The 23,968-nt window shown below is 63.7% G+C and carries 25 protein-coding genes; 15 read left to right on the plus strand and 10 right to left on the minus strand.

The features are described 5' to 3' along the window. Nucleotides 1-37: 37 nt before the first annotated feature. Nucleotides 38-508, plus strand: coding sequence for a MarR family winged helix-turn-helix transcriptional regulator (locus CIB54_RS13805; RefSeq protein ID WP_065953054.1), 471 nt, complete (start codon nucleotides 38-40; stop codon nucleotides 506-508). 21 nt (nucleotides 509-529) lie between these two features. Here CIB54_RS13805 and CIB54_RS13810 read toward each other — a convergent pair whose 3' ends face one another. Next, the gene (locus CIB54_RS13810; RefSeq protein ID WP_101220062.1) at nucleotides 530-1,537 is read right to left on the minus strand and encodes a transketolase-like TK C-terminal-containing protein; all 1,008 of its coding nucleotides are present in this window, start codon (nucleotides 1,535-1,537) and stop codon (nucleotides 530-532) included. Between the two features lie 201 nt (nucleotides 1,538-1,738). Between CIB54_RS13810 and CIB54_RS27825 the strand changes: the two genes are divergently transcribed. Continuing rightward, nucleotides 1,739-1,861, plus strand: coding sequence for a hypothetical protein (locus CIB54_RS27825; protein WP_256544619.1), 123 nt, complete (start codon nucleotides 1,739-1,741; stop codon nucleotides 1,859-1,861). 8 nt (nucleotides 1,862-1,869) lie between these two features. Here CIB54_RS27825 and CIB54_RS13815 read toward each other — a convergent pair whose 3' ends face one another. Beyond that, nucleotides 1,870-2,904 carry an AraC family transcriptional regulator gene (locus CIB54_RS13815; protein WP_101220063.1) on the minus strand — a complete coding sequence of 345 codons (1,035 nt, stop codon included), beginning with the start codon at nucleotides 2,902-2,904 and terminating at the stop codon, nucleotides 1,870-1,872. Nucleotides 2,905-2,908: 4 nt separating this feature from the next. Next, on the minus strand, nucleotides 2,909-4,039 hold the full coding sequence (locus CIB54_RS13820; protein WP_101220064.1) for a carbon-nitrogen hydrolase family protein: 1,131 nt from the start codon (nucleotides 4,037-4,039) through the stop codon (nucleotides 2,909-2,911). Nucleotides 4,040-4,250: 211 nt separating this feature from the next. Here CIB54_RS13820 and CIB54_RS13825 point away from each other — a divergent pair, with 211 nt between their 5' ends. Both CIB54_RS13825 and CIB54_RS13830 read left to right on the plus strand, forming a co-directional pair. Then, entirely contained in the window at nucleotides 4,251-6,290 is a 2,040-nt protein-coding gene (locus CIB54_RS13825) for an NADPH-dependent 2,4-dienoyl-CoA reductase (RefSeq protein ID WP_101220065.1), read from the plus strand. Between the two features lie 57 nt (nucleotides 6,291-6,347). Further along, complete coding sequence (locus CIB54_RS13830) at nucleotides 6,348-7,238, plus strand: 1-aminocyclopropane-1-carboxylate deaminase/D-cysteine desulfhydrase (protein WP_101220066.1); 891 nt, start codon at nucleotides 6,348-6,350, stop codon at nucleotides 7,236-7,238. 152 nt (nucleotides 7,239-7,390) lie between these two features. On the opposite strand, the gene CIB54_RS13835 is transcribed toward CIB54_RS13830, so the two are convergent. From CIB54_RS13835 to CIB54_RS13845, 3 genes are all read right to left on the minus strand, one after another. Beyond that, nucleotides 7,391-7,984: a cytochrome b gene (locus CIB54_RS13835; RefSeq protein ID WP_065953060.1), complete on the minus strand. Its 594-nt coding sequence runs from the start codon at nucleotides 7,982-7,984 to the stop codon at nucleotides 7,391-7,393. Nucleotides 7,985-8,094: 110 nt separating this feature from the next. Continuing rightward, nucleotides 8,095-8,922: a phosphonoacetaldehyde hydrolase gene (gene phnX / locus CIB54_RS13840; RefSeq protein WP_101220067.1), complete on the minus strand. Its 828-nt coding sequence runs from the start codon at nucleotides 8,920-8,922 to the stop codon at nucleotides 8,095-8,097. Nucleotides 8,923-8,948: 26 nt separating this feature from the next. Beyond that, nucleotides 8,949-10,058, minus strand: coding sequence for a 2-aminoethylphosphonate--pyruvate transaminase (locus CIB54_RS13845; protein ID WP_101220068.1), 1,110 nt, complete (start codon nucleotides 10,056-10,058; stop codon nucleotides 8,949-8,951). Nucleotides 10,059-10,169: 111 nt separating this feature from the next. Here CIB54_RS13845 and CIB54_RS13850 point away from each other — a divergent pair, with 111 nt between their 5' ends. Together CIB54_RS13850 and CIB54_RS13855 are read left to right on the plus strand one after the other, a co-directional pair. Then, nucleotides 10,170-11,027, plus strand: a complete 858-nt coding sequence (locus CIB54_RS13850; RefSeq protein WP_101220069.1) for a LysR substrate-binding domain-containing protein — start codon at nucleotides 10,170-10,172, stop codon at nucleotides 11,025-11,027. Between the two features lie 99 nt (nucleotides 11,028-11,126). Next, nucleotides 11,127-11,834: a YebC/PmpR family DNA-binding transcriptional regulator gene (locus tag CIB54_RS13855; protein ID WP_065884874.1), complete on the plus strand. Its 708-nt coding sequence runs from the start codon at nucleotides 11,127-11,129 to the stop codon at nucleotides 11,832-11,834. Nucleotides 11,835-11,963: 129 nt separating this feature from the next. On the opposite strand, the gene CIB54_RS13860 is transcribed toward CIB54_RS13855, so the two are convergent. After that, entirely contained in the window at nucleotides 11,964-13,253 is a 1,290-nt protein-coding gene (locus CIB54_RS13860; RefSeq protein WP_101220086.1) for a protein kinase, read from the minus strand. Nucleotides 13,254-13,293: 40 nt separating this feature from the next. Continuing rightward, on the minus strand, nucleotides 13,294-14,388 hold the full coding sequence (gene zapE / locus CIB54_RS13865; protein ID WP_101220070.1) for a cell division protein ZapE: 1,095 nt from the start codon (nucleotides 14,386-14,388) through the stop codon (nucleotides 13,294-13,296). A gap of 222 nt (nucleotides 14,389-14,610) precedes the next feature. Here zapE and CIB54_RS13870 point away from each other — a divergent pair, with 222 nt between their 5' ends. From CIB54_RS13870 to CIB54_RS13900, 7 genes are read left to right on the plus strand one after another with little or no spacing between them, the layout of a single operon-like run. Next, nucleotides 14,611-15,102: a Csu type fimbrial protein gene (locus tag CIB54_RS13870; protein WP_101220087.1), complete on the plus strand. Its 492-nt coding sequence runs from the start codon at nucleotides 14,611-14,613 to the stop codon at nucleotides 15,100-15,102. Beyond that, a complete protein-coding gene (locus tag CIB54_RS13875) occupies nucleotides 15,096-15,641 on the plus strand; it encodes a Csu type fimbrial protein (protein ID WP_101220071.1) in 546 nt (181 codons plus the stop codon). Before CIB54_RS13870 ends, CIB54_RS13875 begins: the two co-directional genes overlap by 7 nt. A gap of 18 nt (nucleotides 15,642-15,659) precedes the next feature. Then, nucleotides 15,660-16,202 (plus strand): Csu type fimbrial protein, encoded by a 543-nt coding sequence (locus CIB54_RS13880; protein ID WP_065953067.1) that lies wholly within the window; start codon nucleotides 15,660-15,662, stop codon nucleotides 16,200-16,202. Between the two features lie 2 nt (nucleotides 16,203-16,204). Then, nucleotides 16,205-16,693, plus strand: a complete 489-nt coding sequence (locus CIB54_RS13885; protein WP_065953068.1) for a Csu type fimbrial protein — start codon at nucleotides 16,205-16,207, stop codon at nucleotides 16,691-16,693. A 25-nt stretch (nucleotides 16,694-16,718) separates the two neighbouring features. Then, nucleotides 16,719-17,507 (plus strand): fimbrial biogenesis chaperone, encoded by a 789-nt coding sequence (locus CIB54_RS13890; RefSeq protein ID WP_101220072.1) that lies wholly within the window; start codon nucleotides 16,719-16,721, stop codon nucleotides 17,505-17,507. Nucleotides 17,508-17,549: 42 nt separating this feature from the next. Beyond that, entirely contained in the window at nucleotides 17,550-19,928 is a 2,379-nt protein-coding gene (locus CIB54_RS13895; protein WP_101220073.1) for a fimbria/pilus outer membrane usher protein, read from the plus strand. Nucleotides 19,929-19,951: 23 nt separating this feature from the next. After that, nucleotides 19,952-20,926: a Csu type fimbrial protein gene (locus CIB54_RS13900; protein ID WP_191950062.1), complete on the plus strand. Its 975-nt coding sequence runs from the start codon at nucleotides 19,952-19,954 to the stop codon at nucleotides 20,924-20,926. On the opposite strand, the gene CIB54_RS13905 is transcribed toward CIB54_RS13900, so the two are convergent. Together CIB54_RS13905 and CIB54_RS13910 are read right to left on the minus strand one after the other, a co-directional pair. Next, complete coding sequence (locus CIB54_RS13905) at nucleotides 20,923-21,660, minus strand: anti-sigma factor family protein (RefSeq protein ID WP_101220074.1); 738 nt, start codon at nucleotides 21,658-21,660, stop codon at nucleotides 20,923-20,925. The two genes, CIB54_RS13900 and CIB54_RS13905, sit on opposite strands and share 4 nt — an antisense overlap. Continuing rightward, the gene (locus CIB54_RS13910; RefSeq protein ID WP_065953073.1) at nucleotides 21,657-22,163 is read right to left on the minus strand and encodes an RNA polymerase sigma factor; all 507 of its coding nucleotides are present in this window, start codon (nucleotides 22,161-22,163) and stop codon (nucleotides 21,657-21,659) included. Before CIB54_RS13910 ends, CIB54_RS13905 begins: the two co-directional genes overlap by 4 nt. A gap of 171 nt (nucleotides 22,164-22,334) precedes the next feature. On the opposite strand from CIB54_RS13910, the gene CIB54_RS13915 reads away from it, so the two are divergent. Together CIB54_RS13915 and CIB54_RS13920 are read left to right on the plus strand one after the other, a co-directional pair. Continuing rightward, nucleotides 22,335-23,417: a catalase family peroxidase gene (locus CIB54_RS13915; protein WP_101220075.1), complete on the plus strand. Its 1,083-nt coding sequence runs from the start codon at nucleotides 22,335-22,337 to the stop codon at nucleotides 23,415-23,417. Next, entirely contained in the window at nucleotides 23,414-23,953 is a 540-nt protein-coding gene (locus CIB54_RS13920; RefSeq protein ID WP_065953075.1) for a cytochrome b, read from the plus strand. Before CIB54_RS13915 ends, CIB54_RS13920 begins: the two co-directional genes overlap by 4 nt. The last annotated feature ends 15 nt before the right edge of the window (nucleotides 23,954-23,968 follow it).

Raw genomic sequence — 23,968 nt, forward strand, 5'->3', positions numbered from 1 at the left:
TATTGCAACCTTCTTGAAATTTCCCGGATGGTGTTGCATGTCGTCGAAAGAGCCTGATGTATGGTTCCGTTTTGTCAGGGCCCACAGGACGGTCATCCGTGAGATCGAGCGCCGTCTGGGTGAAGCGCAACTGCCGCCGTATGCCTGGTACGACGCGCTGTGGGGCTTGGAAAGCGGTCCTGAAGGCACCCGCCGCATGCATGAATTGGCCGATGTGCTGGCCATTGAGCGTTACAACCTCACGCGCCTGGTCGACCGCCTTGAAAAGGACGGCCTGGTGGTGCGTTCGCGTTCCGACGGTGATGGCCGCGCGGCGTTTGCCTCGATCACCGAGGCGGGTCGTACGCTGCGCAAAAAGATGTGGAAAATCTACGAAAGCACCGTGGATGAGCTGTTTTTGTCGCAAATCGAGCCTGAGCATCGCCAGGCGTTTGCCGATGCGCTACAGCGTACGGCGGGGTTGGCGATGGAGGCCGGCGTGCAAACCCGTAGCCGGCGCAAGGCATGAATGTGATCAAACGTGGCCGGGTCATTTCAGGTCATACCGTTGCAGGGCTTCTTCCACTGTTTGTGTATCGACATGCCCTTCATCGGCCAACGCCTTCAAGGCCAGCACTGCAATCCAGTAGCGGTTCGGCGCGCCTGCCTGCACCGAGCCTGCGCCCAGCGCTACGAAGCGTGTGTCCACATGCGCGGCCAACGGGTCGACAACCGCCTGCGGGTAGCCAGTGACGGCAATCACCGGTGTTCGGCTCCCCGCCAGGCAGTCGCGCAGATGGCTGCTGCGTCTGGGCGCGCATGGATGCAGGCGGTTCCAGCGCTCAGCCGCCGCCGCCTCGCGGGCCAGTCGGGTGTAGCTGGGGCAACTCCATACGTGCGCCGTGATACCCCATTGCTGCTCCAGCAATAGCGCGGCGTGCAGGACCTCTTCCAAGGCTCGACCGGCACCCAGCAAGCGCACGTGCTCCACGCCGGCAGTTCGCCGGACGGGGTACATGCCCTTGATCGCACCTTCGCGGTCCAGCGTCTGCGGTGCGAGGGTGCTGTGCTGATCATGCAGCGCCAGGTAATAAAACCCTGGCTGGCCATCCACGTACAGCGTACGTAACCCGCCCAGCACGATGGCCCGTGCCTCTTCGCCCGAGGCCGGGTCATAGGGCGTACAGCGTGGATGGCTCGCCAGCCACAATGGCAGCGACGGTTGCGCGCCCTTCGGCCACGGGGATGGCTGGGTTTCACTGTCATTGCACAAAATGCCGCGCTGGGCGGTCTGGTGTGACAGTGCACACAGCTGTGCAGACGACGTGGCGCTGTGCAGGTAGAGCATCGGTTTTTCTCCGGTATTGCACGCAAACCAGGTGGGCCAGTTACCCGGGCGCCGACTGCGCGACTGGCCGCGAATCACCCAGGCCTGGCGGCTGGATTCCAGCGCGCCGGCCATGCTCAGGACCGTGTACAGCGGTGAGCTGCGCGAGTAGGCGCGCGTGTCAAGTGCGTCGATGCACAGCTGCGCAGCGAGTGCGGTAGAGGCGGGCATGGGGCGTGGCTCCTGGCGACAGAGGTGCCTACCCTAATGGAATTGGTCAGTTGATTGCAATTGCAATGATTGCAATAGTGCCTCGGTCTTCCGACTAAATCAGTCCGCCGCTGCCGCGTTTAATCTTCACGTGCGGGAACATCAAGGCGCAGACATTTTTTCGTCATGACGGCACTTTAGTCTGGTCGTGCAGGTCATTAATTGCGCTGGCGCTTTTATCTCAACAAGGAGTCCACCATGGACGATTACCAGGAAGAACTGCTGGAGTACCAGGCATTCGAACTCGACCCACTGGATCCGGTCGACGATGCCACCGAGCTGTAAGCCCGACTTCAGGCGGAATGCCGCTGACTGCGGCGAAATTCCCCTGGGGTCTGGTTGTTCCAGCGCCTGAAGGCGCGTTGGAAGGCTTGGGCTGAGGCAAAACCGAGCAAGTAGGCGATCTCGCCAAAGGCCAGTTCCGTGTCGCGAATGTAGGTCATGGCCAGATCGCGGCGGGTATCGTTGAGAATCGCGCGAAATTGCGTGCCTTCGTCGGCCAGTTTACGGCGCAGCGTCCAGGTGGGCAGCTTCAGGCGTGCCGCCACTTCTTCCAGGTCGGGTTCCCGGCCACCATTGAGCATCGGCCCCAGCAGCCGAGTAATGCGCTCGCGCAGGCTGCGGGTGCGGGTCAGTTGCTCCAGTTCCCTTTCACACAGCTGTAACAACAGGTGCCAAGTACTCGGGCAGTGCTGTGGGTTGCGCAGGGCCAGGGTGGCCTGGTTAAGGCGTAGTTGATTGCTGTCGGCGCCGAACTGCACCGGACTGTCTCCCAGCACGCCATACAACGAGCTGTATTCGGGGACCTGGAATTCGATTTCGATACGCTGCGCCTGCACCGGCTGTTGCGCCAGGCTCGACAGTTGATGCAGCCAGCCGGCGATGATCGAGTCCACCACAAAGCGGTTATAGGCATTGTAGGGGCTGATGGAATAGAACCGCAGCCAGGCGCCTTCGGCGTCCTCATGAAAGCTCGATTGCCCACGGTAGTTGGAGCCATACAGCGGTTCGAAGCGGGTCATCGTGCGCGCGGCCTCGCGTACGGTCGGTGCCTGGGCGGCGGTCACACCGGCGAGCCCGGCCTGGCTCAGGCGACTGAGCTGACCCATGCGCAGGCCCAGCCCCGGATCACCGGTCAGTTGGATGGCCGCATGCCCCAGGCGCATATAGCGCGGGATCGACAAGCGCGCACCCGCTTCGGCCAGGCGTGCCGGGTCCAGGCCGTATTGCAGCAACAAAGGCTGCGGGTCCAGGCCGTGGCTCTGGATGGCATCGGCCAGGGTGTGCACGAAGCCCACCGACAGATCCCCCAGGCGCACCGGCTTCACGCGGTTACAGCCAGATATTGAGCAGGCGCGCGCCACGGGCTTCGCCGTCGGCGAACAGTTGCCCGTTGCGGCTCAGAAAGCTCTGCCCGGCGCTGCCCAGGTCCCAGAACTGGCCACGCAAAAACACGCTCATGCCCGCTGTGGCCTGGCTGATCGGTGGTTGGCTGATCAGGGTCAGGCGGCGCCAGGCTTCGCCCTCGCTGGTTTCTTCGGGCTTGAGGCTGACTTCCGAGGGGGTCGATACGCTCTTGAAGCCGCGCCACGGGCGGTCCCAGGTGTCACGTCCGGTCACATAGGCCGGCACGGCAATCAGTTGGGCGCCTTGTTCATTGAGCTTGCGGTAGTTATCCGGGTACCAGCTGTCGCTGCCGATCAGCACGCCCAGGCGCCCGGCCGGGGTGTCGACCACGCTGACGATGTTTTCATCGCCGGGTTCGATGAAGCCGCGCTCGTCGTAAATCGGATAAAGCTGACGCTGCGGCTGGCCCAGGGGCAAACCATCGGCGGCAAATACCACGCTGACGTTGTACAGCGCGCCATGGCCGACCTGCAGTTGCCCCAGGGTCACACTGGGGTTGGGCAGGGCGATGGAACCGGCCACCAGGGTCACGCCGAATTCCTTGGCCAGGCCGCCGAACAGCACTTGGTAATCGCGCGCCATGCCGGGGGCTTTCATGCGCAGGTACGCATCATCCATGCGGTTGTCGCCGGTGGCGCTGATCCAGGCGCGCAGGAACGGCAACGGGTTGCTGATCGACAGCCAGTTCATCGCGTCCTTGAGGTGAGTGGCCTGGTACAGCTCGTTTTTCTCGCCGGCCAGCATCAGCCAGGTGCCGACATGTTCCGGCAGCACGACGACGGTCTTGTCGTTGATCAAACCCTGTTCGCGGGCCTTTTGCAGGTAGGCCGAGAGCTTCAGGTGCAGGCGCTCCAGGCTCTGGTAATCGGCGGGGAACAGCTCCGGCTGGATGCCCAGCAGGTTGCCACGCTCGGCCGGCTGGCCTTCATTGACCGCGAGGGTGATGCGCAGGTCCGACAGGTAATGCGCCACAGGGCGCTCCTGGGTCCAGACCAGATACGCGGCGAGGGCGGCAACCAGGGCCATGGTGACGATGAATATGAGTAATTTGCGCATGGGGCAACAGACAACAGACCGGGGGCAGGGTTCGCGACTAGGGTAGGTCCCCTGGCCCGGCTTGCCAAGGGTTGCTGTGCATTTGGATCAATAAGTTGTGAGTTTCAGTCATTGAGCGGTAGGTGAACGCCTCTTAGTCTGTGGGACATAAACCGATGGGGTGCCATTCGAGCCCTCCACGTCCCGTGATGATCCGTTGTGGAGCTGTACCATGACCGCTGCTGCCTACCCGCACCTGCTGGCCCCGTTGGACCTGGGTTTTACCACCCTGCGCAACCGTACCCTGATGGGTTCGATGCACACTGGCCTGGAAGAAAAACCCGGCGGTTTCGAGCGCATGGCGGCTTATTTCGCCGAGCGCGCCCGTGGCGGCGTCGGCCTGATGGTGACCGGTGGCATAGGCCCGAACGATGAGGGCGGCGTGTATGCCGGTGCGGCCAAGCTGACCACCGACGAAGAGGCGCAAAAGCACCGGATTGTCACCCGGGCCGTCCACGACGCCGGTGGCAAGATCTGCATGCAGATCCTGCATGCCGGGCGTTATGCCTACAGTCCCAAGCAGGTGGCGCCGAGTGCGATCCAGGCACCGATCAACCCGTTCAAGCCCAGGGAACTGGACGAGGAGGGCATCGAGAAGCAGATTCAGGATTTCGTCACCTGCTCGCTGCTGGCCCAGGTCGCCGAGTACGACGGCGTGGAAATCATGGGTTCCGAAGGTTACTTCATCAACCAGTTCCTGGCCGCCCACACCAACCATCGCACCGACCGCTGGGGCGGCAGCTTTGAAAACCGTATGCGCCTGGCCGTGGAAATCGTGCGCCGGGTGCGTGAAGCGGTCGGCCCGAATTTCATCATCATTTTCCGCCTGTCGATGCTCGACCTGGTCGAGGGCGGCAGCGTCTGGGGAGAAGTCGTGCAGTTGGCCAAGGCCATCGAGCAGGCCGGCGCGACCCTCATCAATACCGGTATCGGCTGGCACGAAGCGCGTATCCCGACCATTGCCACCAAAGTGCCGCGCGCCGCGTTCAGCAAGGTCACCGCCAAGTTGCGGGGCGCGGTGCAGATTCCGCTGATCACCACCAACCGCATCAACACTCCGGAAATCGCCGAGCAGATTCTCGCCGAGGGCGATGCCGATATGGTCTCGATGGCGCGGCCGTTTCTCGCCGATCCGGAGTTCGTCAACAAGGCCGCGGCCGGGCGCGCCGACGAGATCAATACTTGCATCGGCTGCAATCAGGCGTGCCTGGACCACACCTTCGGCGGCAAGCTGACGACCTGCCTGGTCAACCCGCGGGCGTGCTATGAGACCGAGCTCAACTACCTGCCCGTGCAGCAGATCAAGAAAATTGCGGTCGTCGGTGCAGGCCCTGCCGGGCTGGCTGCTGCTACCGTGGCTGCCGAGCGCGGGCACCAGGTGACCTTGTTCGATTCGGCCAGCGAAATCGGCGGTCAGTTCAACATCGCCAAGCGCATACCGGGCAAGGAAGAGTTTTTCGAAACCCTGCGCTACTTCAAACGCAAAGTGCAGACCACCCACGTCGAGCTGTGCCTCAACACCCGTGTTGATGTGGCGCAACTGGTGGCGGGCGGTTATGACGACGTGATCCTGGCCACCGGTATCGCACCGCGTACGCCGGCGATCCCGGGTGTGGAGAACGCCAAGGTGCTCAATTACCTGGACGTGATCCTGGAGCGCAAACCGGTCGGCAAGCGCGTGGCGGTGATTGGCGCGGGCGGTATCGGTTTTGACGTGTCGGAATTCCTGGTGCACCAGGGCGTGTCCACCAGTCTGGATCGCGAAGCGTTCTGGAAAGAGTGGGGCATCGACACCCAGCTCGAGGCCCGTGGCGGCGTGGCCGGGATCAAGCCCGAGCGCCATGCACCGGCGCGTGACGTGTTCCTGCTGCAACGCAAGACCTCCAAGGTCGGCGACGGCCTGGGCAAGACCACTGGCTGGATCCACCGTACCGGCCTGAAAAACAAACAGGTGCAGATGCTTAACAGCGTCGAATACCTGAAGATCGATGACGAAGGCCTGCATATCCGCATCGGCGCCGAGGGCGAGCCCCAGCTGCTGGCGGTGGACAATATCGTCATCTGCGCCGGCCAGGACCCGCTGCGCGAATTGCACGACGGCCTGGTCGCCGCCGGGCAGAACGTGCACCTGATCGGCGGTGCCGATGTGGCGGCAGAGCTGGACGCCAAGCGCGCCATCAACCAGGGCTCGCGCTTGGCCGCCGAGCTGTAAGTCGACGAAAGGGGGCGGTGGTAGACTGCCGCTCCTTTTTATTCAGATAACTTCCCGATGGGCCCTTTCGACTGGCTGCCTCTCGCGCCCCTTGAACCTGTGCAGCTCGACTGGCTGAACGGGGTCGAGTTGGCGGTGCTGCGCCTGGACCGTATCGACCCGCTGATCAGCGGCAACAAGTGGTTCAAGCTCACCGAGCACCTGAACCAGGCCCGCGACGCGGGGGCTAACGGCATCATCAGCCTCGGCGGGGCGTACTCCAACCATCTGCACGCACTGGCGGCGGCCGGCAAGCGCTTTGGCTTTCCCACGGTCGGCCTGTTGCGCGGCCATCCTCAAGACACACCCACCGTGCTCGACCTCAGGGCGTTTGGCATGCAATTGCATTGGCTCGGTTACGGCGGCTATCGCGCACGCCATGAGCTGGGCTTCTGGTTGCCCTGGCGCGAACAGTATCCGCATCTTCATCCGGTACCGGAGGGCGGCGGCGGGCTGGCCGGAGCGCTGGGCTGCGGGGTGCTGGTCGAGCAGGCGCAGGCGCAGTTGAGCCAGCTCGGTTGGGCGGATTACGACGGCTGGTGGCTGGCAGCGGGCACCGGTACGACGTTGGCCGGGTTGGTCTTGGCCGAGGCCGGCAGGCGTACGGTCTACGGCGCATTGGCAGTGCCGGACGATCACGGTGTAGCGCAGAACGTAAGTGCCATGGTGCACAACGGTTACGCACTGATCGACGCCAGCCGAGGCGGCTTTGCCAAGGTCGATCCGCTGCTGCTCGATTTTATCGAACGCACCGAACAGGCCAGCGGTGTGCCGCTGGAGCCGCTCTACACCGGCAAGGCACTGCTCGCGTTGAAGCAACAGATCGAGGCCGGACGCTTCGCCGCCGGTACGCGCCTGATCTTCATCCACACCGGCGGCCTGCAAGGCCGCCGAGGTTTCAACGTATAGAGCGGTCCCGTTGTGGGAGGGGGCTTGCCCGCAAAGACGTCGGCCCAGCAAACACTGGTGTCGGTTGACCCACCGCTATCGGGGGCAAGCCCCCTCCCACAGGGGATCTGCGCTAACTGACTGGCATCAGGGCTTGCCCTCGCTGAGGTGTATCAGTCGATGGATGTGTTGGCTGACTCAACGCGATCGGAAGCAAGCCCCCTCCCACCCGGCATCATTCGCAACGCCGTATTGTCGCGCAGCACGTAGTGATGAAAGATTCCCGCCAGCGCATGCAGCCCGATCAGCCAGTAACCGATCTGGCCGAACAGCACATGCCAGCCTTCGATCTCCTTGGCCAGTGCCTTGTTTTCAGCGATCAGCGGCGGCAACTCCATCCCGTAGAACATCACCGAATGCCCCTCGGCACTGACGATCAGCCAGCCGGCAATCGGCATGCCGATCATCAACGCATACAGCGCGACGTGGGTCAGCGTCGCCAACAGGCGCTGCCAGGGCGGCGGCGCCGGCACGATCTGCGGCGCCACGCCCAGGCTGCGGGCGAACAGGCGCAGCCACACCAGCACAAACACGGTGAGGCCGAACATAAAGTGCATTTCGACGATCAGCGTGCGCGCACCGCTGCCTTTGGGGAACTGGCCGCGTAACTCAATGCAGGCGTAGACCACCGCCAGGAGCACCACCATCAACCAGTGCAATGCAATCGACATGGTGCTGTAGCGCGTATCGGAATTTTTCCACGGCATCGTTGGGTCCTCACTCATCAGGGCATACCTCCGTTCTTTGACGGAGTGGGTTAACTGTATGCCTGTTTGAAGCGCTTCGCCTGTTGTGAATGCCGGTGCATTGACCTTCGTCAGTTGCTTTGCGGCATTTCCCCGCGAGCCAGGCGTGCGTTGATATCGACGATAACCTGCGGCAGATCGGTAATGGTGTCCACGAGATAATGCGGGCGCGAGCCTTCGAACATCGCTTCGATACGCTGGCGCTCGCTGGCCAGTGTGGCGCTGTCCAGCGCCCGGAACTGCTCATAAGTCAGGCCCAGGGCGTTGCCGGAACAGGTCAGGGCCACGGTCCACATCCCGGCGCGTCGGCCTTCGAGGATACCCGGCACGGTGTCGTCGACTTTCACGCACGCCGCCACATCGTCAATGCCCAGCGCAATCACGTTAGCCAGTGCCTGGGCCGGCCATGGGCGGCCATTGGGCACCTCGTCGGTGGCGACCACATGGTCGGCCACGTAGCCGTTGCTGGCTGCCAGGGCGACCACCTTGTCCATCACTTGTTTGGGATAGCCGGAACAGGAGCCGATCTTGATGCCCTGGGCGCGCACGCCGGCAAGGGTGTCCAGGGCTCCGGGGATCAGGGCCGAGTGTTCGGCGATTTTCTCGATCTGCAGTGGCATGAAGCGTTGGTAGAGGGCAGTCACGTCTGCGTCGGTGGGCGTGCGGCCGAAGGCCTTGCGATAACGTTCCGCGACCTGCGGCTGGTCGCAGAGGGTGCGGATATGGTCCCACTTGCCCATGCCCATCGGGCCACGGGCTTCTTCGATGGACACCTGCACGCCGAATTCGGCGAAGGCCTCGACAAAAATCTGCGTGGGGGCAAAGGAGCCGAAGTCGACCACGGTGCCGGCCCAGTCGAGGATGACGGCCTGGAGGGAGGTGGGGTTTTGATAGTTCATGGTGCGGGTCCTGTGTAAGGGGGCAATCAAATGTCCAGCACATCCATTTCCTGCAGCGCCTCGGCGATGGCCTTGACCGCCGCGCGCATGCCGGCCGCGTCGACATGGCCAATGCAGCCCACACGGAAGGTGTCCACCTGGGTCAATTTGCCCGGATAGAGGATGAAACCCTTGGCCTTGACCCGTTCGTAAAAGTCCGTGAACTGGTAGCGCGGGTCTTTCGGTGCGTGGAAGGTGACGATGATCGGTGCCTGGATCGCCGCCGGCAGAAAGCTGCGCAGGCGCAGTTCGGCCATGCCGTCCAGGAGTGCCCGGCAGTTATTGGCGTAGCGTTGATGGCGGGCGGGCAGGCCGCCTTCTTCATGGTATTGCACAAGCGCTTCGTGCAGCGCGGCGACCACGTGGGTGGGCGGGGTGAAGCGCCACTGGCCGGTGCGGGCCATGTAGCTGTGCTGGTCGAACAGGTCCATCGCCAGGGAATGAGAGTTGCCTCCGGCCGCAGCCAGCGCGGTCTTTTCGGCGAAGACGAAGCCCATGCCCGGCACGCCTTCCAGGCATTTGCCGGACGCGGCGATCAACGCGTCGAAGGGCACTTGCCGCGCATCGATCGGCAGCGCGCCGAAGGAACTCATGGCGTCGATGATCAGGCGCTTGCCGTGGCGTTTGACCACCTCGGCGATCTGCGCCAGCGGGTTGAGGATGCCGGTGCTGGTTTCACAGTGGATCAGCGCGACATGGGTGATCGCGGCGTCGGCGCGCAGCAGGCGGTCCACATCGGCGGCGGTGGTGGGCTCGTCTTCCGGGGTTTCGAAGCTGCTGTACGCGCGGCCAATGATTTCACAGATCTTCGCCAGACGTTTGCCGTAGGCGCCGTTGATCAGCACCAGCACCTTGCCGTCACGCGGCACGAGGGTGCCGATGGCGGCTTCGACGGCGAAGGTGCCGCTGCCCTGCAACGGCACGCAATGGTGACTGTCAGCGCCATGGATGATCGCCAGCAAGTGCTCGCACACACGGGCGGTGAGGTGGTTGAAAGGCTCATCCCATGAACCCCAGTCCACCATCATCGCCTGGCGCGTGCGGTCGGAAGTGCTCAGGGGGCCTGGGGTCAGCAGGAGCGGCGCAGCAGGGGTCATCTCGGGTCCTCGTAAAACAACGGGTCGACTCTACGGCGCCTAAATTGCAGTTTGGCTTGTCATCAATCAAATTGTTTGTTGTTATGCGAGCTATCAGTGAGGCCGATAGCCATGAACCTGTTTCAACTGCGCGCATTCGATGCGGTGGCCCGCGAGGGCAGTTTTACCCGTGCAGCCGCCCGGCTGTTCATCAGCCAGCCGGCGGTGACCGGACACATCAAGGCCCTGGAAGAGCACTACCAGATCCCGTTGCTGCGCCGCACTGCGCGGCGGGTCGAGTTGACCGAGGAGGGCGCACGCCTGGCGGCGATCACCCGGGCGATCTTCGGCCTGGTGGATGAGGCGCAGGCCATGCTCGAAGCCAACCGCCAATTGCTCACCGGGCGCCTGGAAGTGGCGGCGGACGGACCGCATCTGGTGATGCCGATGATCGCCCGGCTGCGCGTCCTTTATCCGGGCGTCACGGTGAATCTGCGCCTGGGCAATGCCCAGGAAACCCTGGCGGCGTTGTTGTCCGAGCATGCAGATGTGGCGGTGTTGACCGAAGTGGAGCCGCGCAATGGCCTGCACCTGCACCCCTTGGGCGAGTCACGTATTTGCGCGCTGGTGCCGGCCATGCATGCGTGGGCGGGGCAGGCCGAGGGCATTGCACTGTCAGCGTTGAACGAAGAGATCATGGTGCTGCGCGAGCCCGGTTCCATCACCCGGCGTACCTTTGACGACGCGTGCAGGGTTGCCAATGTGCGGCCCAGGGTGCTGCTGGAACTGGACAGTCGGGAGGCGGTGACCGAGGCCGTTGCGGCCGAGTTGGGCGTCGGGGTGGTGTCGTCGATGGAGGTCAGCCCGGACCCGCGTGTACGCGCTGTGCCGATCCGGGGCGATGGCCTGCTGAACCGGCATTGGCTTGGCTGCCTGGAGCGGCGCCGGTCGTTGCGCCTGATTCAGGCCTTTTTCGAGTTGGCGCCTTGAGGGTTTTTTGGTGGAACGATGCGTTGCTGCGCTATAAACTCTGCCCCCAAAGCGCCGGCCAGTAGACGTTTCGGCGCCATGGAAAGTAGAGAGTGAGTCATGGGCGCACAGTGGAAAGTCAAACATAAAGAAGCGGCAGCCAATGCCAAGGGCAAGATTTTCGGCAAGCTGGTGAAAGAAATCACCATCGCCGCCCGCAATGGTGCAGACACCTCGACCAACGCTCACTTGCGTCTGGTGGTGGAGCAGGCCAAGAAGGCCTCGATGCCCAAGGAAACCCTGGACCGCGCGATCAAGAAGGGTGCCGGTCTGCTCGGTGAGACCGTGCAGTACCACCGCGTCACCTACGAAGGTTTCGCGCCGCACCAGGTGCCGTTGATCGTCGAGTGCGTCACCGACAACATCAACCGCACCGTGGCGGAAATCCGCGTGGCGTTCCGTAAGGGCCAACTGGGGGCTTCCGGCTCGGTGGCCTGGGACTTCAACCACGTCGGCCTGATCGAGGCATCGCCGGACACCCCGGACGCTGATCCGGAAATGGCCGCCATCGAAGCCGGCGCCCAGGACTTTGAAGACGGCGAAGAAGCAGGCACCACCTTGTTCATCACCGAAACCACCGACCTGGACGCGGTGCAGAAAGCCTTGCCGGAACAGGGCTTCACCGTGCTGTCGGCCAAGCTGGGCTACCTCTCGAAGAACCCGGTCAGTGGGTTGACCGACGAGCAGATGGCCGAAGTCGAGGCGTTCCTGGAAGGCCTGGACAACCATGATGATGTGCAGGATATGTTTGTCGGCCTGGCTGGCTGATCATCACTGAATAAATGAGCTCAAATGTGGGAGGGGGCTTGCCCCCGATAGCATTGGGTCAGGCATAGACAATGTGGCTGATCCACCGCCATCGGGGGCAAGCCCCCTCCCACATTTGTTCCAGTGGTGTCAGAGCGCGCTCAGCACGACTTCGATCTCGTCGAAACTTGGTCGCGCCAGCACCTGTGGCTGACAGCAACTGAGTTGCAGTTCAACCAGCTCGTCTGCCGCTGCCCCCTCGACCCGCGCCAGCAACTCCCCCAGCAGCACGCCGAATGCGCGCACTTCAATGCGCTGCAGCGCCTTGGTTTCCAAGGTGTCCGCCGTGGCATGGAATGACGCCGCGCCAAAATCCCCCAGCAAACAATCACCCGCCGCATTCCACAAAATATTGTGGCCATACAGGTCGCCGTGGGTAATGCCGTGCCGGTGCAGGTGCGCGGCGACCGAGGCGATACCGCGCGCCATGCGCAGTGCCACGTCCAGGCTGAAACGGGTGCCGGGTGCGTAGACATCCCGCGTGCACGACGCCAGGCTCGGCAGCGCCGCGAGGTTGCGATAACTCGGGTCGATCAGGTCCATCACCAATGCAGCCTGGTGATCGGGGTGACCGCTGACGCGGCCTTGGACCTTGATCAGGTTGGGATGCAGCCCGGCGGCGATGCAGGCCTGCATTTCATGCAGCGGTGAACCGTCGCTGGTGATGGTGCCTTTGTACAGCTTGACCGCGACCGGCAACGCCCGAGGTTTCCATAGCGCCTTGCGAATAATCCCCGAAGCGCCTTCGCCCAGCACCTCGCCCAGTTGCAGGTCGGTCCAGGGAATGTCCGGCGTGGTATCAGCAGTCACCGTCACGGCCATTTCCACCGGATTGCCGGCATACGCCAGCCACGTCAGGCTGGGCATGCTCAGCAGCCACTGCGGCAGGTGGGTCAGGCGGTTGGAAGCGATGCGGATCAATTCAAGGTTTTCGCACTGGGCCAGGCTGGGCGGCAGCTGCGTCAGTTGGTTGCCGGCCAGCATCAGCTTTTGCAGCAGCGGGCGCTGGCCGAGTTCGTCGGGCAACCGGCTGATGCAGTTGTCGGTGAGGATCAGCCAGCGCAACTGGGGCGGCAGAGCGGCCGCCGGCACAGTGTCGATCCGGTTGGCCTTGAAGCCGATCATGCTCAGCTGGGCGCAGCGGCCCAGGCATTCGGGCAGTTCGGTGAAGGCATTGTCCGAGCAGAACAGCACGCGCAGGTGCCGCAGGCGGTGCAGGTCGTCCGGCAGGCTGCTCAAGGCGTTGCCCGTGAGGTTGAGGATTTCCAGCGAGTCGGCCAGTTCGAAGATTTCCCGGGGGAATTCGGTCAGCCCGCAGGCCAGGTCCAGGCGGGTGGCGCCGGCCAATTGGCCGGCCTTGAGTTGGGCGAGGGTATTGATCAACGGCGCGGTCACTCGGCAAGGGGGCGTGAAAAGGCGCTCATGATACCGGGTCGCGCGCAACTTGCGTGCCGCACTGGCGTAATTGCCCCAGGCGGCTGGCGGTACGCGCAAGGTCGATGGCCTTGCCGCCCAGGGCGTGCTCCAGTGGCTGCGCGCCGATCAGGATCAGCTGTTTGTCGCGGTCGTAAAGCACGTCCACCAGGTTGATAAAACGTTGTTGCACGGCAATCGGGCAGTCGGCGAGGTGAGGCAGGCCGTCGATGATCCAGTGGTCGAAGTCCTGGCACAGCAGCAGATAATCCATCACGGCGGTGAGCTGTTCGCACAGATCGTTGAACGTAAAGGCGATGCTGCGCGCTTCACGGCGGCGGCACTGCAACGGCCGGTTGCCCACGGTCAAGGGCAGCGCCGGGCAATCCGCAGCCGGCAGCCCGAGCGCCTCACGTTGCGCCACGCTGCCTGGCCAGATGTACCTGCCGGTGCTGAAGCGCTGCTCGGCATGGGCCTGCGGCAGGCGGCGAAAGTCCTCGGGGGCACTGACTTCCAGCACGTCCATGCGCGCCGCGATCAGGTCGATCACCGGCTTGAAGCGCTGGTGATACAACGGGTTGGGCAGCAGGCCCTCGGGCGCATAGTTGGACGTCACCAGCACCAGCACACCGCGTTGGAACAAGGCCTTGAACAGACGGCTGATGAGCATCGCATCGCCGATATCGTGCACGTGGAATTCGTCGAAACACAGTACGCGGCAGCCCGCCAGCCGTTCGTCCAGGGCGACGGCCAACGCGTCGTCCTGCGCGCGATGTTCGAACATGCCCCGGTGCAGGTCGGCGAAGAAGTCGTGAAAGTGCACGCGCTGTTTCTGGGCAATCGGCAGTGCCTGGAAAAAACCATCGAGCAGCCAGCTCTTGCCGCGTCCGACCGGGCCGTGCAGGTACAGGCTGCGGGCGGGCCGGCCGCCGAGCAGGTGTTCGGTTTCGCGGGCCAGCGCGGCAATGGCGCGGGTCTGTCCGGCGCTGAGGGTATAGCCCTGCTGCTCAGCCTTGTGCCGGAAAAATGCAGTGATGGGCGATGCGCCCGCCTGTTGGGGGGGAGTGCCCAGCAGGCGGCGGATCAGGGAAAGCACGGTCAAGGCGCGTCACTCTTGTTTCGGTGGTCGCTCACTTTAGGACGCTCGCCACGATTTGACCAACACCCAGGCGGCAGCCAGCCCCCCCGGAACAGCCAGACGCGGGGTATTCCTGACCAGACTGGCAGATTTGCGCCAAGTGGCTACCCTTATACGCAGGAGCCACCCCTGTATAAGGATTTTGGGGCAGTGAAGGAACGGACAGTACTGGCAGTCATGGGCACGATGCTCTGCAACACGGTGTTCGCGGCGCAGCTGCAAGTGGTGGTGCGCATCGATGTGCAGCGCGGTTGCCAGTTGGTGGGTACCACGCGCACTGCGGGCATCGAACAGCTTGGCGTGTTGGATTTTGGCAGCGGCCCGCGTCTGGATGACCCGGCCGGGCCGTTGAGTGCCGCGCTGATCAGCCAGCGCCAGCCACGCCTGGAATGCAATCCCGATACACCCTATCAAGTGCGCGTCGACGGTGGCCTGCATGGCGGCGTCGGTGAAGTGCGCTATCTGGCCAATGGCGCGCCGGCGAGCAAACCCATCCCCTATCGCATCTATGCCGACGCCGCGCGGTTGATCCCGTTGCCGGTGGATGTGCCGGTCAGCGGTCGCGTGCCGGACAGCGGCTCCGTCGACCTGCCGCTGTTCGGCCGTATCGAGCCGCTCAAAGACATTCCCGCCGTCGGCCGTTATTCCGACCTGCTCAAGGTTACGGTCACATGGTAAGTCGCTTTCTGGCCGTGATCGCGCTGGGCAGCCTGCTGTTGCTGGCCGAAGACGCGCAGGCGGCCGCCGCCAGCGGGCAGATTCAGGCGCGGCTGGTGATCACCGCCAGCTGCGAGGTCAACAAGAGCGTCGAAACGGCGCCCGTGACGCCCGAGGGCGGTTCCGCGATGCTGGATTTCGGCAGCCAGGGACCGACCTGGAACGACACCCTGGGCGCGGCCGTTTCCGCCGGCGACAAAACTCCGCTGTCGGTGTCCTGCAGCCCGTCTGTGGCCAGCAGCTTCACGGTGACCATCGACGGTGGCACCAATGGCGACGGCATCACGCGGCGCCTGAGCAATGGTCGCCAGTCCATTCCCTATCAGCTGTGGGCAGACCCTCTGGGTCGCACCGCCTACAGCATCGGCGAGCAACGAAACTTCGCCATGACCCACGACACCCAGGTACCGATCCCGGTATTCGGCTCCGTGGTGGCGAATACCAGGGCCTTACCGGCCGGCATTTACACAGACACCCTGACGGTGACTCTGGATTGGTAAACCATGAGGATGACGATCATGCATGTACTCGTATCTCGATTAGGCGCCTGTGCCCTGGGCCTGACGATGGCTTCCAGCCTCAACGCGGCGACCACCGTGACCGGGCAGATCAGCTCCAGCCTGACCTTGATTGCAAGTTGCCAGGTCAACGGCTCCGGTGCGGCGACCGGGTTGAACTTCGGTAGCCTCAACTTCGGTACCACCAATAGCTTGTTTACCAACGCTGACGCCCAGTTGCTGGGGGGCACCGGCACCGGTGGTGCGTTGTCGATCGTGTGCTCGGCCGGCACTACGCCCGCTGTCAAAGTGCGCGCCGGTGCCCATGACGGTGCCTCGCCGGGCGGCACTCGCGCATTGGCCGATGGCGCGGGCAATTTCGTGCCCTATGACTTCTACACCGACAGCGGTTTCTCCTCGCTGCTGGCGATCGATGGCGTGATTACCCTCGCCGCCAGTACCGGTGTGGCGCAAACCGTAGGCCTGTATGGACGCGCGGTGGGCAAGCCGGGCCTGCCGGCGGGCGTCTACACCGACACCGTGGCCGTGGAACTGACGTTCTGACGATGTGGCTCAGAGTGTGGTTGGCCTGTGGGTTGGCGTTGCCACTGCCGTTGTCGGCGGTGACCAGCCAGAGCTTCCAGGTCAGCGCAACCGTCACGCCGGGGTGCCTGATCGTGGGCGGTGGCAGCAACTACGGCGCGCTGACCTATGGCAGCTATTCGGCCCTGGCCACCAGCACGGTGACGGCGGCCCTGACAGGCGGCGTGACCCTGCAATGTACGCCGGGGGTAGCGCTGAGCATGAGCGTCGACGGCGGGTTGCACAGCGGCAGTGGGCGCAATTTGCAGCTCAACAGCGGCAGCGCGCGGGTGCCTTATCAATTGTTTCGCGATGCGGCGTTCAGCCAGAGCCTGGGGATCAGCCAGAGCGTCAGCGTGAGTTACAGCGATGCCAACACCATCCGCCTGCCGATCTACGGGCGGGTGGTACTGCCGGGCAATCAGCCGGGGGGGACGTACAGCGACACGTTGCAGGTGCAACTGTCGTGGTAGGACTATGGGAATAAGGAGTGGTTTTATGCGTTTACCTTCCCGGCGGTTGTGCGCCGCGGGTGTTGTCTTGAGTGCCCTGTGCACGAGCGGGCTTGTGCAGGCGGCCAGCTCGGTGTTGATCTGGCCCATCGACCCGGTGCTGGAGGCCGACCAACAGGCCAGTGCGCTGTGGCTGGAGAACCGTGGCAGCGAGGCCGCCAACCTGCAGGTGCGCGTGTTTGCCTGGACCCAGAACGGCTTCGACGAGCAGTACCAGAACCAGCGCGACGTGATCGGCAGCCCGCCGGTGGCCAGGATCGAACCCGGTCAGAAACAACTGGTGCGCCTGACCCGCACCCGTGAAGTACCGCCAGGCCGGGAGTTGGCCTATCGCATCATCATCGATGAAATACCCTCGGCGCTGCAGGTGCCCGCGCCACCGGAGGGCAAGAATACGGCGGCGGCGATACGTTTCCAGATGCGCTATTCGGTGCCGTTGTTTGCCTACGGCGCCGGCCTGTGGAGCAAGGACGACGCCACCCGCCAGCGCGACCCCAAGAGCGCCGGCCAGCCGCAATTGAGCTGGAAGAAGGTCAACGTGGCCGGGCGCAGCTATATCGAGGTGCGTAACCAGGGCGCCGTGCATGCGCGGTTGACCGATGCCTCGTTCAAACAGGGCGGCCAGACCCGGCCGCTGGTGGAAGGGCTGCTCGGCTACGTATTGCCGGGGGCGACCATGCGCTGGCCGATGCCGGGCGATGTGCCGGGCGACCAGCCGTTGCAGGTCAGGATCAACGGCGCGACGCAAGTGGAGAGCCTTGCGCCGACACGGTAAACAGTGTGTCGCGGGACGGGTGCACGCCCGGGTTTTAACAGGATGGAGATGTCCATGGAAGGACGCGGTGCCACAGTGAGTCGTGGTTGGGCTCGTGGTATATGGCCGTCGGTGGCAGTGGTAAGCGGGCTGTGGGGCGCTGCGGTAGCGGGCGATCTACCGCCGCCGCCGAGCAGCATGGAGGCGGTCGCCGACGCACAGCTGTTTCTGCAATTGGTGGTCAACCAGATGGACACCGGCCGCGTCATCGCGGTCGACCAACGCGCCGGGCGGCTGTTCGTGCCGGCCAGCGCCTTGCAGGACGTGGGCATGAAGCTGCCGGGTGACCCCGACGGCAGCGTGGCCCTGGACACGGTGCCTGGCCTGCACAGCGATTACGACAGCAATGGCCAGCGCCTGCTGCTGGATGTACCACCGTCCTGGTTGCAGGAGCAGTTCATCGGCAACCGCAACACCTACCCGCGCACCCAAGCCATGAGCAGCTTCGGCGCCTTGCTCAACTATGACGTGTATTTCAACGACACCGACGAAGGCGGCAGCTACCTTGCGGCCTGGAACGAGGTGCGTCTGTTCGATAACTGGGGCACCTTGTCCAACACCGGGCAGCTGCGCCAGACCCTGTCCAACGGCATCGGCAACAGCACGCTCAACAACGGTTACCGCCGCTACGACACCACCTGGCGCTTTTCCGATGATGAGCGCCTGCTCACTTACGAGGCCGGCGATGTGATCAGCGCTGCGTTGCCCTGGAGCAGTTCGGTGCGTCTGGGCGGGGTACAACTGTCGCGCGATTTTGCCGTGCGTCCGGACCTGGTGACGTACCCCTTGCCGCAATTTGCCGGTGAGGCGGCGGTGCCCTCGTCGGTCGACCTGTTCATCAATGGCTACAAGACCGACAGCGCGCAGTTGCAACCCGGGCCTTATACGCTGACCAACATTCCGTTCATCAATGGCGCCGGCGAGGCTGTGGTCGTCACCACCGACGCCCTCGGTCGTCAGGTGTCGACCACCGTACCCTTTTATGTCACCAGCACCTTGCTGCAACACGGCCTGACGGATTTTTCCGTAGCCGCCGGGACCTTGCGCCGTGACTACACCTTGCGCGACTTCGGCTACGGACCGGGCGTGGCCAGCGGCACATTCCGCTACGGCTATTCCGACAACCTGACCCTGGAAAGCCACGCCGAGGCGTCCAGCGACCTGACCCTCGGCGGGCTCGGCGGCAACCTGCGCCTGGGCAATGTCGGCGTGCTCAATACGGCCGTCAGCCAGAGCCGGCTCGACAGCCACAGCGGTCGGCAATTGAGCCTCGGCTATCAGTACAACGGTACGCGCTACAGCCTGATGTACCAACGTGTCGAACGGCGCGACGGGTATGCCGACCTGACCCTGGTCGACACGCCCTACGCCCGCCTCAGCAAGCGCAGCGAGCAAGTCACCCTGAGCCTCAACCTCGAGCGGTTCGGCAGCCTCGGCCTGGGTTATTTCGACGTGCAGGCGGCGGACGATTCGCGCACGCGCCTGCTCAACCTGAGCTGGAGCAAACCGCTGTGGCGCAACTCCAGCGTGTACCTGTCGGCCAACCGCGAAATCGGCGACCGCAACTGGGCGATGCAGGCGCAACTGGTGATTCCGTTCGACCTCAACGCCAGCCTGTCCTTGAGCACCGAGCGCGGCAAGGACGGTGCCAGCCGCCAACGCATCAACTACAGCCGCGCGGTGCCCAGCGAAGGCGGGGTGGGCTATAACCTCGGCTACGCCCAGGGCGATACCCCCACTTATCGCCAGGCCGACCTGACCTGGCGCCTGCAGTCGGTGCAGTTGCAGGCCGGTGTGTACGGCAGCAGCGATGCCCAGACGCGCTGGGCGGATGCCAGCGGCTCGCTGGTGTGGATGGGCGGTAACACCTTCGCCGCCAACCGGATCAACGATGCCTTTGTAGTGGTGAGCACCCAAGGGTTCGCCGGCATTCCGGTGCGCTATGAAAACCAGTGGGTCGGCGAGACCGACAACAAGGGCCACTTACTGGTGCCCTGGAGCAGTGCGTATTACCGCGCCAAATATGAAATCGACCCGCTGAACCTGCCACCGAATGTGCAGAGCCCGAATGTGGAGCAGCGCGTGTCGGTGCGCCGTGGCAGCGGCTACCTGTTGGAGTTTCCGTTGCGCCGGGTGCTCGCCGCGAGCATCACGCTGGTCGACGGTCAGCACCAGGAGTTGCCGCTGGGCAGCCTGGTGGTGCATGAACAGAGCAACACCCAGGCGGTGGTGGGCTGGGACGGCCTGGTCTATCTGGAAAACCTCAGCGCCCACAACACGCTGCAGGTCACGCTCGGAGAAGGTCGCACCTGCCAGGCGAGATTCGATATCGATGCGCACCAACAGGACGTGCCGTTGATCGGTCCGTTGGTCTGCCAATGAAGGATTGAACAGGGAGTGTTCGGGTGAGGGGCAAGGGATGGCTGTTTGGGGTAGGGCTGTTGTGTTCGGGCAAGGCGTTGGCCGTGTGCTCGGTGGTGTCCACGGTCCCGGCCAGTTTCGGCTCGATCAGTTCGATGACCGTGCGTACTGCTGCGCAAACCAGCTCTACCACCAACGCCGGCTTGAGCTGCACCTCGGCCCTGGTGTCGCTGCTGGCGTCGACCGACCATTTCTACGCCACGATTACGTCGACTCAGGGCGGCATGCGCGGGCCGACCGGGGATGTGATCGGCTACACGATTTATGGCAATAACAGCACCAGTTATCCGATCACCCGTGGGGCGCAGTTCGATTTTGGCGGCGCCGGCGGTATCGCCCAGATCATCGGCCTGATCGCGGGGCCGGGTGCGAAAACCGTGCCGTTCTACCTGGGCAGCATCACCGGCAGCAATGTCGCCGCCGGCTTGTATACCGAGACGTTGAACATCGCCTGGAACTGGAACTACTGCTCGGGGATCGGTCTTGGCGGCATCTGCCTGGGGCGTGACATTGGCAGCGGCACGGCATCACTGACCGTGAGCATGAACGTTACCAATGACTGCCAGATTAGCGCCCCCACTATCAGCTTCGGCAGCGCGCCGGTGGTCAGCGGATTCACTGCCGTGACCGGGCAGACCATCAGCATTGCCTGTACCAAGGGCAGCGCCTACACCGTGGGCTTGAGCGACGGCCAGAACGCGGTCAGCGTCGGTGGCCGGCGGCGCATGATTTCCGGCGGCAACTACTTGGCCTACGATATCTTCAAGAGTGCCGGCACCACGCGTTGGGGCAGCGTTGGCGCGGCGCGGCGCGCCAGTTCCACGGCCGAGGTCAACCCCGGCAATGGCTTGGGCACGGGCAGCCAAGTCTACAACTATAACGCCAGGATCTACCCCGACCAGCCCACGCCACCGGCCGGTACCTATCTGGACAACGTGGTGCTGGACGTGGGCTTCTAGAACTTCATTTGCCCGGCGCTGGCCTGATCCACTGGACTGACCATCGCGTAGTTGTACCCGCCGCCCGACCAATAGTCGGCCTGCAATCCGTCGGCGCTGCGACTGCCGCGCGGCAGGAAGCCGTTGTTCGGACCCGGTGGGCGGATATAGAAACTGATGCGCCGACCCCGCGCATCTTCGTACAGCACCATGGCCGCTGCGCCTTGTTCGGTGGTGAGCAGGCGCCCGCTGACCGGCTTGAACCCCGCCTGGCTCAAGTCGGGCAAGCGATGGGCCTGGTTGAAGTAGCGATCGAGCCAGGCCTGCATCGTGTTGCGGTCCTGAGCGTTGTAGTCGGCGGGCATGATGCCGTCCTGGGCAAACAAACGGTATGCCTGCATCGCATCGGCCATCGGCAACAGCACAGGCTGGGTGGCCTCGCGGGCGTGCCAGCCGCCCAGTCCGCCGAGGCTGACAGCGATCAGCAGCAGCGCGGCGGTGGCGAGATGGCGGCGGGACCGATGCTTGACGCGCTGGCGAATCAGCGCTGGGTCCAATGCCGGGTTACCCGGTTGCTGCAGGGCACCGCTCAAAGACGCGCGCAGCAACTGGGCATCCTGTTGCCAGGCATGCACCTGGGCGGCCACGTCGGGGTGGCTCGCCAGCCAGGTTTCAAGGACACGGCGATCACTGTCCGGCAACTGGTGATCGACGTAGGCGTGTAAGTCACGTTCACTGGGAGGCAGGCTGATCATTTGAGTATCCGCAGGGAAGGGCTGGCAATTTCGCCATCGCTGAGTTGACGCAAGGCCTGGCGGGCGCGTGAGAGACGCGACATCACCGTACCGATGGGCACGTCGAGTATTTCGGCGACTTCCTTGTAGCTCAAGCCTTCGACCGACACCCACAGCAGCAGGGCGCGCTGCTCGGCAGTGAGTTGGTCGAAGGCTTGCAGGGTGGATTGGGCCATTACCGTACGCTCCACCGAGGGCTGAGCATCGTCGCGGCCGGTGAAGAATTCGAGCATGCGCGCGTAGCGCCGGTTGCGCCGATGGGCATCGAGGAATTGTCGGTACAGGATCGAAAACAGCCACGCACGCAGGTCGCCTTCGATGCGCTTGTCGGCCCAGGCGATGATCGCCCGTTCCAGGGTTGACTGCACCAGGTCGTCGGCGCTGCTGGCGTTACGGGTCAGGGACACGGCAAAGCGCCGCAGCCTGGGGATGAGTTCACGTAACTGTTCGTCGAGTTCATGCATGGGTGTCTGGCTGTTTACTACGCTGCTGGGACTAGGGAGACGTCCGGCGCTGAAGGTTATTCCATGGGCTGGAAAATAAAACGCAGCCAGGGAATAGAGTTTATCGGCGTGCGTCTCAATGCTCCGACCTTATGTTTCACCCCCTAAGGCCTCTGGCCCTGGAGTTCATACATGGTAGATCACTCATCACCGCCTCGTCCTCCGTTGAGCACTGCGAGCCTGATCGCGCGACTCGCCGGTATCGGTGCCGTGGTTGCCGTTGTTGCCGGGGCATTCGCCTACGTCAACGGCACCCTCGACCCACAGCGCCTGCGTCCAAAAACCCTGGTCAATGCCCTGGAAACCAATAACGGTGTGCACCCGGGGTTTCGGCGTAACCATGCCAAGGGTGTGTGCGTGGCCGGGTACTTCGAGAGCAATCCCCAGGTACGCACCTACTCCAGCGCCCAGTTGTTCAACGAAGCGAAAACCCCAGTGATCGGGCGGTTCGCCTTGCCCAGCGGCAACCCTTATGCGCCGGACAGCAGTGTGCCGATCCGCAGTTTTGCCGTGCAATTGAGCCAGGCCAACGGCCAGCAGTGGCGCACCGGGATGAACAGCATGCCGGTGTTCCCGGTGGGCACGCCCGAGGCGTTCTACCAGTTGCTCAAGGCCGGCGCGCCGGACCCGGCCACCGGCAAGCCGAACCCGGCGAGCATGCCGGCGTTTTTTGCCGCACACCCGGAGACCGCGCCGTTTCTGGCCTGGGTCAAAACCGCCAAACCATCGGCCAGTTACGCGACCGAAACCTATAACGGCATCAACACGTTTTACCTGGTGAATGCCGACGGCAAACGCCAGGCTGTGCGCTGGACCGTGGTGCCGCAGAGCCGCGACGCAGCGGGCGATACCGCGCCTGAAGGCGGCGACTTCCTGGAAAAAGACCTGGTGCAGCGCCTGGCTGCGGGGCCGCTGCATTGGCAGTTGAACATGACGCTGGCCAACCCCCGCGACCCGCTCGATGACGCCAGCAAGACCTGGACCGGTGAGCACAAGGTGCTCAACGCCGGCACCCTGGTGTTGCAGAGCAGCCAGCCACAAGCCGATGGCGATTGCCGCGATATCAACTTCGACCCGCTGATTCTGCCCAGTGGTATCGAGGCGTCCAATGACCCGCTGCTGGCGGCTCGCTCGGCGGCCTATGCCAGTTCATACCTGCGCCGTGCCGGTGAAGTCAGCCCGTTGCACAGTGTCCCCCAGGAGTCGAAGCCATGAAGGTTGAACCACGATTTTTTGCCCCGCTGGCGCGTTTGCTGCACTGGGTGATGGCGTTGATGATCATCGCCATGCTGTTTATCGGCGCGGGCCTGGCGGCGTCAGTGTCTGAGCGCCACGAGTGGCTGATTCACCTGCACAAGCCATTGGGGATCGCCATTCTGGCGCTGGTCATCGTGCGCCTGGTGGTGCGTTTTTCCACGCGCCAACCGCCGCTGCCGGCTGACTTGCCGCTGTGGCAAGTGCTCGCGGCCAAGGCCTCACACGCGGTGCTGTATGGGTTGATGCTGGTGTTGCCGTTGTTGGGCTGGGCAATGATTTCGGCCGCCGGTGACCCGGTGATGCTCAGCAGCTCCGTGCAGCTGCCGGCATTGGTCTCGGCGAATGCGCCGTTGTTTGCGCTGTTGCGCAAGGCCCACGGTTATCTCGCCTACCTGCTGTTTCTGACGGTGCTGGTGCATCTGGCGGCCGCACTGTTCCACGGGTTGATCCGCCGCGACGGCGTACTGCAAAGTATGACCGGCACCCGCCACTGATCAGTCTTTGACTGA

Origin of the sequence: Pseudomonas fluorescens, from assembly GCF_002837185.1 — a bacterium.
Taxonomy (GTDB): domain Bacteria; phylum Pseudomonadota; class Gammaproteobacteria; order Pseudomonadales; family Pseudomonadaceae; genus Aquipseudomonas; species Aquipseudomonas fluorescens_AM.